General features: G+C 67.5%; 15 protein-coding genes. 2 read left to right on the top strand and 13 right to left on the bottom strand.

Annotation, left to right across the window (positions count from 1 at the left end):
- Positions 1–179: 179 nt before the first annotated feature.
- Positions 180–386 carry a cold-shock protein gene (locus F5544_RS02055; RefSeq protein ID WP_011206895.1) on the bottom strand — a complete coding sequence of 69 codons (207 nt, stop codon included), beginning with the start codon at positions 384–386 and terminating at the stop codon, positions 180–182.
- A 436-nt stretch (positions 387–822) separates the two neighbouring features.
- On the opposite strand from F5544_RS02055, the gene F5544_RS02050 reads away from it, so the two are divergent.
- Positions 823–3216, top strand: a complete 2394-nt coding sequence (locus F5544_RS02050; RefSeq protein ID WP_167471590.1) for a DEAD/DEAH box helicase — start codon at positions 823–825, stop codon at positions 3214–3216.
- A gap of 212 nt (positions 3217–3428) precedes the next feature.
- On the opposite strand, the gene F5544_RS02045 is transcribed toward F5544_RS02050, so the two are convergent.
- The 7 genes from F5544_RS02045 to ssd form a co-directional block, all read right to left on the bottom strand.
- Entirely contained in the window at positions 3429–3815 is a 387-nt protein-coding gene (locus tag F5544_RS02045) for an Rv3654c family TadE-like protein (RefSeq protein WP_174867246.1), read from the bottom strand.
- Positions 3812–4147, bottom strand: coding sequence for a TadE family type IV pilus minor pilin (locus F5544_RS02040; protein ID WP_167478920.1), 336 nt, complete (start codon positions 4145–4147; stop codon positions 3812–3814). Before F5544_RS02040 ends, F5544_RS02045 begins: the two co-directional genes overlap by 4 nt.
- 35 nt (positions 4148–4182) lie before the next feature.
- Entirely contained in the window at positions 4183–4356 is a 174-nt protein-coding gene (locus F5544_RS02035; protein WP_167478919.1) for a DUF4244 domain-containing protein, read from the bottom strand.
- A 657-nt stretch (positions 4357–5013) separates the two neighbouring features.
- Positions 5014–5628 (bottom strand): type II secretion system F family protein, encoded by a 615-nt coding sequence (locus F5544_RS02030; RefSeq protein ID WP_167471589.1) that lies wholly within the window; start codon positions 5626–5628, stop codon positions 5014–5016.
- A gap of 537 nt (positions 5629–6165) precedes the next feature.
- Positions 6166–6957 carry a type II secretion system F family protein gene (locus F5544_RS02025; RefSeq protein ID WP_167471588.1) on the bottom strand — a complete coding sequence of 264 codons (792 nt, stop codon included), beginning with the start codon at positions 6955–6957 and terminating at the stop codon, positions 6166–6168.
- A 55-nt stretch (positions 6958–7012) separates the two neighbouring features.
- On the bottom strand, positions 7013–8200 hold the full coding sequence (locus tag F5544_RS02020) for a TadA family conjugal transfer-associated ATPase (protein WP_167471587.1): 1188 nt from the start codon (positions 8198–8200) through the stop codon (positions 7013–7015).
- An 84-nt stretch (positions 8201–8284) separates the two neighbouring features.
- A complete protein-coding gene (gene ssd, locus F5544_RS02015) occupies positions 8285–9397 on the bottom strand; it encodes a septum site-determining protein Ssd (RefSeq protein ID WP_167471586.1) in 1113 nt (370 codons plus the stop codon).
- A gap of 967 nt (positions 9398–10364) precedes the next feature.
- On the opposite strand from ssd, the gene F5544_RS02010 reads away from it, so the two are divergent.
- Positions 10365–11204 (top strand): HAD-IB family hydrolase, encoded by an 840-nt coding sequence (locus F5544_RS02010; RefSeq protein ID WP_238847044.1) that lies wholly within the window; start codon positions 10365–10367, stop codon positions 11202–11204.
- Positions 11205–11708: 504 nt separating this feature from the next.
- On the opposite strand, the gene F5544_RS02005 is transcribed toward F5544_RS02010, so the two are convergent.
- From F5544_RS02005 to F5544_RS01990, 5 genes are all read right to left on the bottom strand, one after another.
- Positions 11709–12455 (bottom strand): oxidoreductase, encoded by a 747-nt coding sequence (locus F5544_RS02005; protein ID WP_167471585.1) that lies wholly within the window; start codon positions 12453–12455, stop codon positions 11709–11711.
- Positions 12452–12574: a hypothetical protein gene (locus F5544_RS46990; protein ID WP_275107008.1), complete on the bottom strand. Its 123-nt coding sequence runs from the start codon at positions 12572–12574 to the stop codon at positions 12452–12454. The genes F5544_RS02005 and F5544_RS46990 overlap by 4 nt, the downstream gene beginning before the upstream one ends.
- Positions 12575–12755: 181 nt before the next feature.
- Positions 12756–14456, bottom strand: a complete 1701-nt coding sequence (locus tag F5544_RS02000; protein WP_167471584.1) for an ABC transporter ATP-binding protein — start codon at positions 14454–14456, stop codon at positions 12756–12758.
- 8 nt (positions 14457–14464) lie between these two features.
- The gene (locus F5544_RS01995; RefSeq protein ID WP_167471583.1) at positions 14465–15412 is read right to left on the bottom strand and encodes an ABC transporter permease; all 948 of its coding nucleotides are present in this window, start codon (positions 15410–15412) and stop codon (positions 14465–14467) included.
- Entirely contained in the window at positions 15405–16331 is a 927-nt protein-coding gene (locus F5544_RS01990; protein ID WP_167471582.1) for an ABC transporter permease, read from the bottom strand. Before F5544_RS01990 ends, F5544_RS01995 begins: the two co-directional genes overlap by 8 nt.
- Positions 16332–16440 lie beyond the last annotated feature (109 nt).

Below are 16440 nucleotides of genomic sequence, written 5' to 3'. Positions count from 1 at the left end.
TGAGTGTGGTCGAGTGCTTGCGACCCGAACCACTGAGCGTACGCGCGTCACTTCGCACCAGTATGCAGTGTTTTATCCGATGCGCGTCCATGCGGCGTGTCCTCAGTACCCCAGATATAAGTCGTCCCCCACCCCGTTTCCGGTGGTGAGGGACGAGCTGGTGGAAACGTTTGCGACGCTCAGGAGAGCGCGCGAACTCCGGTGGCCTGCGGGCCCTTGGTGCCCTGGCCGACCTCGAACTCGACCTTCTGGTTCTCCTCAAGGGTGCGGAAGCCCGACCCCTGGATCTCGGAGTAGTGGACGAAGACGTCAGCGGAGCCGTCCTCGGGCGCGATGAAGCCGAACCCCTTCTCCGCGTTGAACCACTTCACAGTTCCCTGTGCCATTCTGTTCCTTCTCTTTTCTTACCGGAACGGCGGACAACTGGGTTCGTCCACCGGGTCCGTTCCGACCGCTGTACTGTTGGTTCCCCCTGCAGGAAAGCACCAAGCACACCGTTCGCAACATCGATCCTGCTGACGGTTTGGACTTTGGATCCGACCCTCGAACACAGAAGCTTGCGACCAGGAACCAGTGAACCATGTCTTCGAGCAATTCAACAGTCGAGTTACCGACAATTTGCAAAAAAGTTGATCTTGCGAATGCGCAGGTGAGGGACACAATGCCGGAATCCAGACTTGTGGTTCGTTTGCCTCCCGATAACCGAGTGAGTGTTCGGCAAACCGGCTGTGACCCAGGTCGCTATTTGGTATCGAAATGGCAGGTGAAGGTTCCTAACCGCACACGTTTCACACTTTCTTGGCGTGTCGCGGCGCGCGTCTCATGAATCCAACCGACCAGACCACTCCGGAGGCGACCGATAGGGGACTCAGCTACGGGCGATCGTTGCTGAACCGTGTCCTCACCGGGCTTTCGGATGATGATCCCAGGTTGACCCACGTCGTCGACCTACCCGCCCGGCCGGCCGCGCACACGGAATGGCCGGAATGGGTGTCGCCGGACGTGCTCGCCGCATTACAGGCGAGCGGAATCGACACGCCGTGGAGCCATCAGGTCAGCACCGCCGATTTCGCGGTGAACGGCAGACATGTCGTCGTCAGCACCGGCACCGCATCCGGTAAATCGCTCGGCTATCAGCTGCCGGTGCTGACCGCGTTGCGCGATGATCCCAAGGCCACCGCGCTATACCTGGCGCCGACCAAGGCGCTCGGCGCGGACCAACTGCGCGCCATCGGCGAATTGACCCACGAGGGCCCGCTGCGCGATATCCACCCCGCGACCTACGACGGCGACACGCCCGCCGAGGTCCGGCAGTGGGTGCGGGCCAATGCCAGGTGGATCTTCACCAACCCCGACATGCTGCACGTCGGCATACTGCGGTCCCATCAGCGCTGGGCCAGGGTGCTGCGCAGGCTGCGCTACGTCGTCGTCGACGAATGCCATGCCTACCGCGGTGTTTTCGGATCGCATGTGGCGCTGGTGCTGCGCAGGTTGCGGCGGCTCGCCGCACGGTACGGGGCCGATCCGGTTTTCGTGCTCTGTTCGGCGACCGCCGCCGACCCCGCGGCCGCCGCATCCCGGCTGATCGGCGCGCCGTGCGTCGCCGTCACCGAGGACGGATCACCGCAGGGGCCGCGCACCGTCGCACTGTGGGAGCCGCCGCTGCTCACCACCGTGACCGGCGAAAACGGTGCGCCGGTGCGCCGAGCCGCGACCGCGGAGGCCGGCCGCATCATGGCCGACCTGATCGCCGAGGGGGCGAGCACGCTGACCTTCGTGCGCTCCCGGCGCGGCGCGGAGCTGACCGCCATGGAAACCCGCAGGCTGTTGGCGGAAATCGATCCGACGCTGGTGGGCCGGGTCGCCGCCTACCGGGCCGGTTATCTCGCCGAGGACCGGCGTGAGCTGGAGGCGGCGCTGTCCGACGGGTCGCTGCTCGGCGCCGCGTCCACCAACGCGCTCGAGCTCGGCGTGGATATCGCGGGCCTGGACGCGGTGGTGATCTCCGGCTTCCCCGGCACCGTCGCCTCGTTCTGGCAGCAGGCCGGGCGGGCCGGACGACGCACCCAGGGCTCGCTGGTGGTGCTGGTGGCCAGGGACGATCCGCTGGACACCTTCCTGGTGCACCATCCGGCGGCGCTGCTGGACAAGCCCGTCGAGGCCACCATCACCGATCCCGGAAATCCGTATGTGCTGGGGCCGCAGCTGCTGTGCGCCGCACTCGAGCTGCCGCTCACCGACGCCGAGGTGGACGAGTACGGCGGCCGCCAGGTGCTCACCGACCTGGCGGCGCAGGGGCTGATCCGGCGGCGGGTGGCCAACGGGGCCGGTGGCCGCTGGTATGTCACCGCGGATGCGCAGCCGCACGACGCGGTCGACGTGCGGGGCGGAATCGGCACGCCGATCGCCATCGTCGACGCCGAAACCGGCAGGCTGCTCGGCACCGCCGACGCGGGCCGGGCGCGGTCGACCCTGCATCGAGGCGCGGTTCACCTGCATCAGGGCGACACCTACGTGGTCGACGAGCTGGACCTCGATGGCGGCGTCGCCTTCGTGCACCAGGACGATCCCGGATGGACCACCAGCCCGAGGCAGCTGACCTCGATCACCATCGACGCCATTGCCGAACAGCGCGCGCACGGCCCGGTGACCGTGGCATTGGCGCAGGTCAGGGTGACCGGTCAGGTCATGGGCTATCTGCGCACCCTGCTCACCGGCGAGGTCTTGGACCTCGTCGAGCTGGATATGCCCGCGCAAACGCTGCCGACCAGAGCGGTGCTCTACACCGTGACGCCGGAACTGCTGGCGCGGGCCGGGATCGAACCCACGCGGGTCGCCGGCGCGCTGCATGCCGCCGAGCATGCGGCGATCGGCCTGTTGCCGCTGGTCGCGACGTGCGACCGCTGGGATATCGGTGGCGTGTCGACCGCCGAACATCCGGATACCGGGCTGCCGACGGTCTTCGTCTACGACGGACAGCCCGGTGGCGCCGGCTTCGCCGAGCGCGGGTTCGCGAGGTTGCGCGATTGGCTCGCGGCGACGCTGGCGGCCATCGAATCCTGCGGGTGTGCCGGTGGTTGTCCCTCCTGCGTTCAGTCGCCCAAGTGCGGCAACGGCAACCACCCGCTGGACAAGGCGGGTGCCGCACGCCTGCTCGCGGCGGTAGTCGACGAGCTGAGCAGCGATAACGATGAAGGCTGGGCGTTCGATTCGTGATCGTGCCGCGTTCCGCGCGTGACCGATCGTCCACCTGGCCAGGTGATCACCAGCGGCGATCACCCGTGCCGACCAGCGGTGGAATAAAAAGGAACAAAATCATGTTAACTGAAGTATTGCCACGTGCGCAAATCGCGCAAAATCATTTCAACGTTTCCTTTTCCGGGTCGGCGCGGACAATTCCAGATATCACATTTCCTCGGTCTGGGGAATTACCGATTAGCAGTGGTCATATCAACCACTTCGGTCGGCCCCGCACGCGCAACCGCGCGTACGGTTCGATCACCTAGCAGACCCATTGGTATTTTCTCAGTAACCGTTAAGGTGACATCCCAATCGGTCACCGAGCACCCTTCCACCTGGAACTTCATGCGCCGAACGATTTCTTCGGCCGCGGCGCACCCGGCCTCCGCGCCCCCGTCCAATGCCCCGGCGCCCGCGAGTGCGCCGAGGTCGGCCGCCGCCTGTGCCCGGTGGCGCGCCACGATGACCATCCCCACTTGACCGATCAATAACGTCACCACCACCAGTGCGGCCAGCCCGGCACACGCGAGTACCGTCGCCGCGCCATCCGATGCCCGCAGGCGCGCGGCCGTCACGTGATCGCCTCGGGTTCGATCGCGGCGACGGCCTCGGCGCGCAGGACCAGGAGCGGAAGCAGCCGCGTGTGGACGGAGACCAGAGCGATCACCCGATACCCCTCGGTGCGCACCGTGATATCGGCGGCGGGTGGCGCGGTGCGGCGAGCCGCGGCAATGGCATCGACGCGATCGCCGCGGGCTGTGAGCCGGGCCGCCTCGCGGGCGGCATCGACACAGCGGATCTGAGCCGACACCGCGAGCAGAGCGCCGAGGCACAGGGCAACCGCGATGACGATCGCGGTGACGGCAATGGCCGCCTCGACCGTTACGCCACCGCGGTCATCACCCAGACTGCTTGCGCCCCAGCGCTTTACCGCCGCCGCGGCTACACGGCGGTGTTCAGCGCCCGATCGATGATCTTCGTCAACGCATCGACGATGCTGTTGCCGGTCACCACCGTGTACAGCACCGCCCCGAATGCCGCCGCGGCGACAGTCCCTACCGCATACTCCGCGGTGCTCATCCCATCCTCGGCGAACACCACCTGTATCAGCCGCATCCGCAGCTGCCGAGATCCGGCCCGCACCGCCCTGTCGACCCGCGCCGGAACCTGCTCGATTCGCAAATTCTTCCCCTCTCTCCAACGCCCGCACGGCGACTCCGCACGGACACGCTCGCCCCACCCCGCACCCCCTCGCCTGCTTCCCACGGCGCGTCAACGGCGCACGCACACCACCGCGCCCTACCGCGAACCACTCACATGCGAACTCGCGCACACCAACACCCCGGCCACCCCCAACCGCCATGCGCCACACGCACCGCGCCAACGATCCGCACACGAGCTCATTCATGGTCGCGTCCCGCGGCACTCGCCCCCTACCGTCCGTGATGCGAACCGGCGAAGGGCCACACACGAACTCATTCATGAGCACACCCCGGCGGCCAATCGCCGTGTGCCAGACGCACCGCGCCGACGATCCGCACGCGAGCTCATTCATGGCCGCGTCCCACGGCACTCCACCCCTGCCGTCCGCGACGCGAACCAGCGAAGGGCCACACACGAACCCATTCACGAGCACACCCCGGCGGCCAATCGCCATGTGCCAGACGCACCGCGCCGACGATCCGCACGCGAGCTCATTCATGGCCGCGTCCCACGGCACTCCACCCCTGCCGTCCGCGACGCGAACCAGCGAAGGGCCACACGCGAATTCGCTCATAGCAGTCCACCGCCGAGTACTCGGCCGGCCAGTCCGATGACGACGGGGACGATGCCGAGACAGACGAATGCGGGGAGGAAGCAGAGGCCGAGTGGTCCGCTGATGAGTACTCCGGCGCGCTCGGCACGCGCCGCAGCGGCGTCCTCGACGGCGGTCCTGTGCTGTTCGGCCAGCTCGGCGATCGCGACCGCCATGGATGCGCCTGAGCGCGCGGAACGCCGTGCCATACGGGCAAGTGCCGCAACCTCTTCCGATTCCGCGGCCTCTTGGGCGGCGCGTTCCCAGGCGGCACCGGCATCCGCGCCCAACGCCAACAGATCCGCGGCTCGCCGCAGTGCCTGTGCCAACCGTTCGGGTGCGCTCGGCGCGGCGGCCCGCGCCGCTCCCGCCATCGGCAATCCGGCGCGCAGGCACGCTGCCAGCAGGTCGAATGTCGATGCCGCCGCGAGTGGATCAGCCGTTGCGCGCACCACGGCCCGTGGCCGGTCCGCCCCGGCGGCAGGCCACAGACGGCGCAGCCGCCGCCGCACCGAAACTCGTCCCGGAAACACCGCTAAGCCCGCCGCGGCCGCCAACAGTGGCAGCGCCGAACTCCCCGCACTCACGAGCATCCCGACCGCCTCCCATTCGAATGCCGCCCGAACCGACTGCTACCAAGCACTTTTCGACCGCATACCGCGTCTCGCCGGACCGCATGCCTCGGGCTCGAAGCCGAACCGGCACGGCAGAAATATGACCGAGCACCTTTCGACCGCATACCGCGTCCCGCCAGATCGCATGCCTCGGGCTCGAAGCCGAACCGGCACGGCAGAAATATGACCGAGCACCCTTCGACCGCATACCGCGTCTCGCCAGATCGCATGCCTCGGGCTCGAAGCCAGACCGGCACGGCAGAAACACGACCGGGCACCCTTCGACCGCATACCGCGTCCCGCCGGACCGCATGCCTCGGGCTCGAAGCCGAACCGGCACGGCAGAAATATGACCGAGCACCTTTCGACCGCACACCGCGTCTCGCCAGATCGCATACCTCAGCTCGAAGCCGAACCGGCACGGCAGAAATGTCACCGCGGACACCGCGTCGGCAGGATCAGGGTGGTTCGGGGTGGTCCGATTGGCCTGATCGACGGTGAGTTCGGGGATGGGCGTCACAGGAGTACCTTTCTGGTGATGGCGTCGGTCCATATGAGGCCGCAGCAGGCCAGGGCCGAACCCAACGGAAGAAGTAGCGTTCCGGCGGCGGTGGTGAAGAGGACGTGCAATGGGGCCGCGCCCATCAGCTGGCCGAGGGTTATGCCGAGCAGCGGAAGTCCGGCCAGCACGGCCGCGCTGGCCCTGGCGCCCGCCAGCGCGGCATTGGTGCGTGCCCGGAAACGGATGCGGCCCACCAGATCCGCGCGTGCCGCGGCGAGCAGTTCCGCCAGCGCCAGGCCATGCTGTTCGGCGACCCGCCAGGCGCCGGCGATTCTGGACAGTTCGGCGGCCACCACGGACTCCGGCAGCAGCAGGCCGTCGGCGGCGGAACCACCCAACCTGCCGCGTGCCGCGCTGACCGAAAATGCCTGTGCGGCTTCACCTTGCGACTCGCTTGCGGCAACATCCGCGGCCGCGCTCGGATGCGCGCCGACACGCAACTCCGCCACAACGCATTCCAGCGCATCGAGCAACCGAGCGCATTCGCGATCGCGACGTCTATCCCAACCGGAGCGGCGCATCCTGACACCGATCGTCGCCGTCACCATGACCGCGGCGATAACCGTTCCGGCTCCGAACCCGGCCGTCGCCAATACCGCAACCGCGACACCGGCTCGAATCAGCGTGCCGCGCTTGGTCTTTCGTCCGGTCTGCGCAACACCGAACACCCGGGCGAATCGCCGCCGCGCCCCCGAAGCCGGAGCCACCAGTAAGGCGATCGCCAAACATCCCAGCGCCATGCTCATGCGAACACCTCGTCGGTCGGCTCACCGATGTCGAAGACGGGTGGGATGACCGCGGTCATCGGGCGAGCCGTTCAGTGAGCAGGTGGCGAAGGGCATCTGCCGCGGGGGCCGCGCGGCTATCGGCGCACCAAGCCGGAATGATCTGGACGCGTCCGGATTCTGCACGCTCGACCAGGCCGATTTCGCGCAGCCCGCGGGAACCGTTGGGGCGGCGGTGTACGTGCAGGACGACCTGGATCGCGGCGGCCAGTTGGCTGTGCAGGGCCGCCCGGTCCATTCCGCCCAGTGCCGCAAGGGCTTCCAGGCGGGCGGGCACTTCTTGCGGGGAGTTGGCGTGCACGGTGCCCGCCCCACCGTCATGACCGGTGTTCAACGCGGTCAGCAGGTCGACCACCTCGGCGCCGCGGACCTCGCCGACGACGATTCGGTCGGGACGCATGCGCAGCGCCTGGCGCACCAGGTCGCGCACCGTCACCTCGCCGACGCCCTCGACATTCGCGACGCGTGCGACCAGGCGGACGACATGCGGGTGCGGCGGCGCGAGTTCGGCGGCATCCTCGACGCAGATGATGCGTTCGGCGGGATCCACCTTCGCGAGCAGACCGGATAGCAGCGTCGTCTTCCCGGCACCGGTGCCGCCGACGACCAGGAACGCCAGGCGGGCCCGGATGATCTCCTCCAGCAGCGATTTCGCGGCCGCGGGTATCGCGCCGGCGGTGGCGAGCGCATCGAGACCCTGGGTGGCCGGGCGCAGGATCCGCAGCGAAAGACAGGTGCCGCCGTGCGCGATCGGGGCGAGCACCGCATGCAGCCGCACGCCGAACGAATCGCCCAGTGCCGCTTCCCATCCGGAGAGCCTGCCGTCCACCCACGGCTGGGCATCGTCGAGCCTGCGGCCCGCGGACAGCGCCAGCCGCTGCGCCAGCCGGCGAACGGCGGCCTCGTCGGGGAAGGACACCGGCGCCCGTCGCAAACCGCGGCCACGGTCGATCCAGACCGAGTCCGGTCCCGTCACCAGCACATCCGCGACGTGTGGATCCCGCAGCAGCGGTTCGAGCACGCCGGCGCCCGTCATTTCGGTCTGCAGCAGTCGCAGCGCACGCAGTAGATCGGTATCGCCGAGCACCGCACCCGCCTCCGCCCGGATCGCGGCGGCCACCATGGCCGGATCGGGTTCCCCTGCACCGCAGGCCAATCGCTCCCGCACCCGGTCGAGCAGTTCCGATGTCACCAACTCACTCATGCCGTGCCTCCCGTCCCGCACACCGAACTTCGATCCGCGTATGCGCCTGTGCCCCAGCACATCCGGCACTTCCACCCCGGCAGCTCATTCCGGCTCCGACCCGCCGGACCCGCTCAGGACGGCCAGGATCGCATCGGCGGCCTCACGCAGCGGGCCACGGCGCGGCGCTGTCAGCCCACCGCGTTCGAGACGAGCGCACAGCCCTGGCTGGGCCCGAACCGCGGCGAGCAGCGGCAGGTCCAGCACCTCGGCCGCCTCGACGCTGCGCAGACCGCCCGGAGCTGGACCGCGTATCACCAACCCCTGGTTGGGATTTCGCCTCCTGATATGGGCCGCGACGGATTCCGCCGCGGCCAGCGCGCGGATCCGCGCCTGCACCACCAGGACGACGAGGTCGGCGGCGTCGAGCATCTGATCCGCGTGCGGGCCGCGTTCGCCCGAGACATCACAGACCACCAAATCGCCTGCGGCCCGGCCTGCTTCGAGCACGGCCCGCATTGCGGACGCGCGTATTTCACTTGGCAACCGGCCCGCACCACCACGCCCGCAGGACAGCACGGCGAGCCCGGGCGCGGCGCTCGGCAGCGCGCCGTGCAGCGCCGATGCCGAGACCCTGCCGTCCTCGACAACCAGGTCGGGCCAGCGCAGACCGTCCGTTGTTTCGATCCCGAGCAGCAGGTCCAGGCCACCGCCGAGGGGTGCGCCGTCGACGAGGATGGTGTCGCGCCGGAACCGTTGTGTGGCACCGCGCAGGGCGGTCGCGGCGGCCAGGGTGGACGCGCCCGCACCGCCGCCGGCACCCGCGATGGCGACGATCACGCCGTCGCCCGTGCGCTGTTCGGCATGCTCAGCAAACTTCTCGATAAGTCCGACCGCGGCATCGGGCAGCGCGATGACCCGCTCCGCGCCGACCGCCGTCGCGGCCTGCCAATCCGGCAGTGCCGGTTCGCCATCGGTCACCAGCACGATGCCGACGCGACGCAGATATCCGGCCTCGGCGCACTCTCGCGCGGCGGTTGTGTCGAGAATCACCATCGGCGCACCGGACCAGGCGTGCCTGCCGACGGGCAGTGCCCTTTCGTCTAACGCTCGTTCGGCGGCGGCCGCGACCCGGCGCACCTCGTCGCGCAGCCGGGTGTCGCGGAGGAGTACGAGGACCGGTGGCGCCGTAGTCGCCTGCGCTGCTTGGGGATCCATGCAGGCAAGCGTTGTCGACCGAACCGGGCGGCAGAAGGGCCGCTTCGGCGAGTGTGGACAACTCGCGGGGTGTGGATAACTTTTGGCCCGTGGCACCCAGCCGAAAAGACGGGCCGTCCCGAAATAGAGGACGGCCCCAGCCGGGGGGGGAGGAGGCTGGGGCCGTCGGGTTCAGCCCCGGGGGGTCGGGCTGAACGCGCCTGGACCATGTCCAGGTGCCAGCAATACTACACCCAATCCCCGCCCACAACGCAAGTCCGTCGCGCCGGAACTTTAGGCCGACTACAGGCCCTCCGAGGGCGGGGCAAACTTCCAGGCACACCCGCTCCGGCACGAAGCCCGCAGCAGCGCGACGACGCCGATCAGGTCGCTCCGCAGACCCACACACTACCGAGCCACAACACGAGCCCCCATCGCGGAATGCACGCCGCCGGAAGCGCTCCAGCAACAACCCCATACCGGATCGAGCCCCCTAGACACTCGCCAAATACGCACTGCCGGAAGAAGTCTGATGCCATCCACCGGTCCGAACTCCCGCCCGAAACAATCGGCCAATGTGCGCAGCCGGACAAAGCCCGACCATCCCGTCGGGACGGACCCCCATGCGAGACACCCACCGAATCAACACCACCGCACGGCGGCCGACCTCGCCCCGCCAAGCCGGATCCAGCGAGAAGTATCCGGCGAATCAGCGCTGACGGACGCAGCTCGACCGCAGCCCGCGCCCAGCCGGACTCCCACGCGAAACACCCGCCGAATCAGCACTACCGCACCGCGTCTGACCTCGCCCGTCGAACCGAGCTCCCGAGAGACGCACTCGCCGAATCAACGCCACCGCACAGCGTTCGGCCTTGCCCTCCGAACCAAGCTTCTGCGGGAAGTATTCGCGGAATCAGCACTGTCGACAAAACCCGACGTCGCCTCGCCGTGCCGGACCCGATGCGGGGCGCTCGCCTATCCTGGACGCGTGACGGCGGAGGGCGATCTGACAGGGCTCGCGGGTAATCGGATCCAGGGCTCGGGGCGAGTCGCGGCCTTTTTCGACCTCGACAAGACGGTGATCGCGAAGTCGAGCACCTTTGTATTCAGCAAGCCGTTCTATGCGCAGGGGTTGATCAACCGGCGCGCGGTGCTGGAGAGCAGCTACGCGCACTTCCTGTTCCTGCTCTCCGGCGCGGACCACGACCAGATGGAGCGCATGCGCGCCCACCTCACGGACATGTGTGCGGGCTGGGATGTCGAGCAGGTGAAATCCATTGTCGCCGAGACACTTCACGAGTTGGTCGACCCGCTGATCTATGCCGAGGCGGCCGATCTCATCGCCGATCACAAGATCCGCGGGCACGATGTGGTGATCGTCTCGGCATCCGGCGAGGAGATCGTCGCGCCGATCGCGGATGTGCTCGGCGCCTCGCATACGGCGGCCACCAGGATGGTGGTCGAGGACGGCCGCTACACCGGCGGCGTCGAGTTCTACTGCTACGGCTCGGGTAAGGTCACCGCGATCGAAAAGCTCGCCGCCGCCGAGGGTTACGACCTTTCGCGGTGTTACGCCTACTCCGATTCGATCACCGATCTGCCGATGCTGGAGGTGGTCGGGCATCCGACGGCGGTGAATCCGGACCGGAACCTGCGACGGGAGGCGACGGCGCGGGGCTGGCCCATTCTCACCTTCTCGAACCCGGTTTCGCTGTGGGCCCGGTTCCAGTCGCCGTCGTCGACCACCCTTGCCGCGACGGCGGTGGTCGGGTTGAGCGCGGTGCTGGCCGGCGCGATCAGCTACCGGCTGCTGCGCCGACGCCGCTGAGGCTTAACCAACTCGGTACCGGCACGCGAAAGCGCTGTTGGATGTGCGGCAGCAGAGTTGTCGCGGTGTTTGCTGACATAACACACGCGACCGAACGACATGGGATTAAATCACGAAACGCCGATCGACACGCCGATAATTGAATGTTTTCCCAGGTCTTGATGTGAGCGCTGTCACAGAGTACAAAGGTAACCAAGGAAGGACGGAAGGCCAAGGCGAGACCGGAAGAGAAGGTTCAGCCTCCCAACCCACCCTTCCCAGCACGGGCACCAGGCACCCACGCGGAGCGCGCCGCGACAAGGGCAGAAGCGTTGTGGGCCTGCGAGATTCGGGTTTTCGACGGCGAGGGCCTCGCACAGGTTGCGGGGATGAACCGGCGGAGTCCGCATCATCGCCGAGGCCGCGGAACACAACCCACCTAGCACGCTTGGTAACCCGGTGGCCCGTGCTAGCGGGCGGTGAGGTCGAAAGACAACGCCGCCCGCTTTGATATGTCCGGGGGTCTCAGGCGGAGGCCGCGGCCGCGATCGAGGTCGCCTCCCTGGCGCCGTCTTCGAAGGCGCCGCAGCAGAGGATCACCCAGCCGCCGACCGCATCCGGATCACCGGTGCCGAATGCCGCGGCCGCGTCCAGATACGCCTGCCTGCGCCGCAGCCAGAACACTTCGGGCACACCGAGGCTGTGCGGGTCCAGCCCGCTGGACACCGCGACGAGTCGCGAGGCCGCGCGGGCGACGATTCCGTCGGCGGTGCCGAACGGCCGCAGCGCCAACAGCTCCCCGTGCACCACCGCGGCGAGCACCGGTGCGGGTGCGGCGGAGCCGAGCACCGTCTGCGTCAACAGGTCGAGGCGTTCGGCGACGCCGGGGTCGGCGCGTGGCCTGCCGAGCAGCTCCGCATCGGGCACCATATCGGCCGCGGCGAGCAGATGCAGCCGGGCAAGCGCCTGGAGCGGCGCCCGCTGCCAGGTGCCGACCAGATTGCGCAGTGCGTCGCCGTCCAGCGCCTGGCCGACCCGCAGCGCGCCCGCCAGGATCGGATCCGCGACCCGGCCGTCCGCGGGCAGCTCGGTGCTGCCGCCATCGATGGCGGCCGACGAGCGGGCCGCCCGGACGGCGGCCTCGGCGGCGGTGGTCGGCCAGCCGCGCCGGTTCGCCTTGTGCCGATGCACCTTGGCGAGCGCGTCGCGGGCCCGGTCGGCGGCGTCCCGGACGCCGGGCAGGTCGACGAGGGGCTGTAGCGGATCGGTCACGGGAACGAGGCTACTGGCGACACCTCCGGTGACGTGCGCCACGGGTTCCGGACGGCGTTCAGCGGCACGGTTTCCGGCAGGCCGATCGTCACCGAAGCGCCGAATCGGTGCCGCGCCATCGGCCCGCACCTCGTTGCCGACGGTGAATCGACCGCCGGGGCGTCGACGAAGTCGTCCACAGACGCATGGCCGAAGCGAATGCGGAGGCACCCGTGACAACCCGCTGTCCGGGGGACCCGACGAGCATCCGCGCTCGTCCGAAACTCCTTGTGCCGCAGTCTCGGACGAGCGCGCCGTCGCTCAGACCGCGCCGGTGAGCAGGTCGCGGCCGGGGATGGCGTCCAGCAGGCGCTTGGTGTAGTCCTCCTGTGGATTGTCGAAGACCTCGTCGGTGGTGGCGGTCTCGACGACCTTGCCCTTCTGCATGACGATCACGTCGTCGGCTATTTGGCGAACAACCGCGAGATCGTGCGTGATGAACAGGTAGGACAAACCGAGTTCGGCCTGTAAATCGTTGAGCAGCTTCAGGATCTGCGCCTGCACCAGCACGTCGAGCGCGGAGACCGCCTCGTCGCAGATCACCACCTCCGGATTCAGCGCGAGCGCGCGGGCTACTGCGACACGCTGCCGCTGACCGCCGGACAGCTCGTTCGGGTAGCGGCGCATCACTGACGATGGCAGCGAAACCTTGTCCAGCAGATCGCGAACCGTCTTCTCGCGCTCCTTCGAGGTGCCGATCCGGTGGGTGCGCAGCGGCTCCTCGATCGTGCGATAGATCGAGTACATAGGGTCGAGCGAACCGTACGGATCCTGGAAGATCGGCTGCACCCGGCGCCGGAACGCGAACGCGGCCTTGCTGTCCAGCTTGGCGACCTCTTTGCCGTCGAAGGTCACCGAACCCGATGTCGGGTCGAGCAGGCCGAGCGCCATCCGCGCGACGGTGGACTTGCCCGAACCGGATTCGCCGACGATCGCGGTGGTGGTTCCACGCGCCAGTTTGAACGAAACATCGTCGACCGCAACGAAATCCGTCGACTTCCAGGGCGCGCCACCGCGGATCGGGAACACCTTGGTCAGATTCTGCACGACCATGACGTCATCCGGCACGGCGGTGAGTTCGGCATCGGCGGCCACCGCCTCCTCGGCGGCCTGCACGGCCCGCTCCCGGATCTCGGCCCGCTTGACGCTGGAGGACAGCCGCTGCGATGCGAGCGACGGCGCCGAATTCACCAGCTTCTTGGTGTACAGATGCTGCGGCTCGCGCAGAATCTGCAGTGCCGGACCGGATTCCACGACCCGGCCGCGATACATCACAACCAGGTGCTCGGCCCGTTCGGCGGCCAGACCGAGGTCGTGGGTGATCAGCAGCACCGCGGTGCCGAGATCGTTGGTGAGGCCGTCGAGGTGGTCGAGGATCTGTCGCTGCACCGTGACGTCGAGCGCGGAGGTCGGCTCGTCGGCGATGAGCAGTTTCGGGCGGCACGCCAAACCCATTGCGATCAAAGCGCGTTGCCGCATGCCGCCGGAGAATTCGTGCGGATACTGGTTGACCCGGCGCGCCGCGTCGGACATACCGGCCTCCTGCAGCAGTTCGATCGCCCGCTGCTTGGCCGCCTTGCCCTTGGCTATTCCGTTGGCCTCCAAGGTTTCCTTGATCTGGAAGCCGATCTTCCACACCGGATTCAGGTTCGACATCGGATCCTGCGGGACGAGCCCGATTCCGTTGCCGCGCACCGCGACAACCTCCTTCTTGGAGGCGGCCGCGAGATTCTTTCCGTCGAACATGATCTCGCCGGAGGTCACCTTGCCGGTGCCGGGCAGCAGATCGATGATCGCATGCGCCGTAGTCGATTTCCCGGATCCGGATTCACCGACGATCGCCACGGTCTGTCCCGGATACACCGAGAGGTTCACGTCGCGCACCGCCGGAATCTTCTTGCCCTCCGAGCTGAAGCATACGTTCAGGTCGCGGATATCGAGCAGCGGTTCCGTCGAGGTCATCGTTGCCGTCACCTCTTCCTCGCCTTCGGGTCGAGCGCGTCGCGAACGGCGTCACCGAGCATGATGAAGCTGAGCACCGTCAGCGCCAAAGCTGTTGCGGGATAGAACAAAATGGCCGAGGTGCGGATTTCCGTCTTGTCCATGGCGATATCGGAACCCCAGGAGACGATGGTGCGCGGCAGGCCGACACCGAGGAAGGACAGCGTCGCCTCGGTGACGATGAAGACGCCGAGCCAGATGGTGGTGACCACGATCAGCGGTCCGGCCGAATTCGGCAGCACATGCCGCAGCAGGGTGCGGAATCTGCTGACGCCCAACGCTTTCGCCGCCGTGACGTAGTCGCTGTTCTTCGCCTCGATCACCGCGCTGCGCGCGATGCGCGCGGCCTGCGGCCAGGTGAACGCGGCCAGGATCAGGATGACGGTCCAGATCGAACGCTGTTGCAGCAGCTGCATGATCACGATGGCGGCCAGCATCAGCGGGATGGCGTAGAAGATCTCCGCCACCCGGGACACGATCGAATCCAGCAGTCCCCCATAGAAACCCGCGAGCGAACCGAGCACGCCGCCGAGCAGGACGAAGACGAACGTCGCGCCGAGTCCACACATCACCGACGCCCTGGCGCCGTAGACGGTCCTGGCGTAGACGTCGCAGCCCTGCTTGTCGAAGCCGAACGGATGACCGTCGCCGGCCGGACCCATGCTGAACGCGCCGTTGCAGTAGCGCGGATCCTGATCGGTGAACAGCTGGGGGAACAGCACGACGACCGCGACGAAGAGGATCAACAGTGCGGCGGCGATGAAGATCGGGTTGCGCCGCAGCTGCCGCCAGGCGTCGCGCCAAATGCTTGTCGGCGTGCCGGTTTCGTCCACCTGGTCGGTGGCCAGCACCACCACCTCGTCGGGTGGTGCGACGTAGTACTCCTGCCTGCCTCGGGGAGCTTTGACTTCAGGCATAGCGAATCCTCGGATCGAGTGCGGCGTAGAGCAGATCGATGATCAGGTTGGACACCAGGAAGATCACGATCAGGACGGTTACGAACGACACCACCGTAGGTGGTTCACCGCGCGTGATCGCCTGATACAGCGTCCCGCCAACGCCGGGAATATTGAAGATGCCTTCGGTGACGATCGCACCGCCCATCAGCGCGCCGAGATCGGCGCCGAGGAAGGTGAGCACCGGAATCATGGAATTACGCAGGATATGCACGGTGACGACGCGCCTGCGGCCCAAGCCCTTGGCCGTCGCGGTCCGCACATAGTCCGCGGATTGGTTCTCCGCCACCGAATTCCTGGTCAGCCGCAGCACATAGGCGAACGACAGCGATCCGAGGACGAAGGCGGGTAACAGCAATTCCTGGAACGATGCCTTACCGGTCACCGTGACCGGTGCGATCCCCCATTTGACTCCGAGGAAGTACTGGGCGAGGTAGCCGAGCACGAAGATCGGCACCGCGATGATGACCAGGCTGACCACCAGCATGGTCGAGTCGAACAGTTTGCCCTTGCGCAGCCCCGCGACGAGGCCGAAGGCCACACCGAAGATGCCCTCGATGCATACCGCCATGAAGGCCAGCCGGATGGTGATCGGGAAGGCCCGCGCGAGTTCGTCGCGCACCGGCCGCCCGGAGAACGAGGTACCGAAATCGAAGGTCACAATGCCCTTCAGATACAGCAGGTACTGCATCAAGAACGGCTTGTCCAAGTGGTATCGGGCGCGCAACTGCGCCTCGACGATCGGCGACATCGGTTTGTCGCCTGCCAGCGCCCTGATCGGGTCGCCGGGAATCAGAAATACCATTGCGTAGATAAGCAGCGTCGCCCCGATAAATACCGGGATCATTTGAAGCAGGCGCCGCAGGATATACCAGGCCATCTTTCCTCCGCGGGTTCAGCGGTGGTTCCGGCTCGTGCCGCAGTGATCGCCGGGTACCTGTTTCCGCATGCCGGAGCCCAGGTACCCGGCGATCTCCGCCGAGCCGTTA

It is taken from the genome of Nocardia arthritidis (assembly GCF_011801145.1).
Lineage (GTDB): Bacteria > Actinomycetota > Actinomycetes > Mycobacteriales > Mycobacteriaceae > Nocardia > Nocardia arthritidis_A.
The sequence above is the reverse complement of the archived record's forward strand: the minus strand, read 5'-3'. Positions and strand labels throughout refer to the sequence as shown.

Coding starts and splice junctions, on each gene's coding strand:
- F5544_RS02055 (WP_011206895.1), bottom strand. CDS start 386: ATGGCACAGGGAACTGTGAAGTGGTTCAACGCGGAGAAGGGGTTCGGC.
- F5544_RS02050 (WP_167471590.1), top strand. CDS start 823: ATGAATCCAACCGACCAGACCACTCCGGAGGCGACCGATAGGGGACTC.
- F5544_RS02035 (WP_167478919.1), bottom strand. CDS start 4,356: ATGCGGCTGATACAGGTGGTGTTCGCCGAGGATGGGATGAGCACCGCG.
- F5544_RS02030 (WP_167471589.1), bottom strand. CDS start 5,628: ATGCTCGTGAGTGCGGGGAGTTCGGCGCTGCCACTGTTGGCGGCCGCG.
- F5544_RS02025 (WP_167471588.1), bottom strand. CDS start 6,957: ATGAGCATGGCGCTGGGATGTTTGGCGATCGCCTTACTGGTGGCTCCG.
- F5544_RS02020 (WP_167471587.1), bottom strand. CDS start 8,200: ATGAGTGAGTTGGTGACATCGGAACTGCTCGACCGGGTGCGGGAGCGA.
- ssd (WP_167471586.1), bottom strand. CDS start 9,397: ATGGATCCCCAAGCAGCGCAGGCGACTACGGCGCCACCGGTCCTCGTA.
- F5544_RS46990 (WP_275107008.1), bottom strand. CDS start 12,574: ATGGCGCGGCACCGATTCGGCGCTTCGGTGACGATCGGCCTGCCGGAA.
- F5544_RS02000 (WP_167471584.1), bottom strand. CDS start 14,456: ATGACCTCGACGGAACCGCTGCTCGATATCCGCGACCTGAACGTATGC.
- F5544_RS01995 (WP_167471583.1), bottom strand. CDS start 15,412: ATGCCTGAAGTCAAAGCTCCCCGAGGCAGGCAGGAGTACTACGTCGCA.
- F5544_RS01990 (WP_167471582.1), bottom strand. CDS start 16,331: ATGGCCTGGTATATCCTGCGGCGCCTGCTTCAAATGATCCCGGTATTT.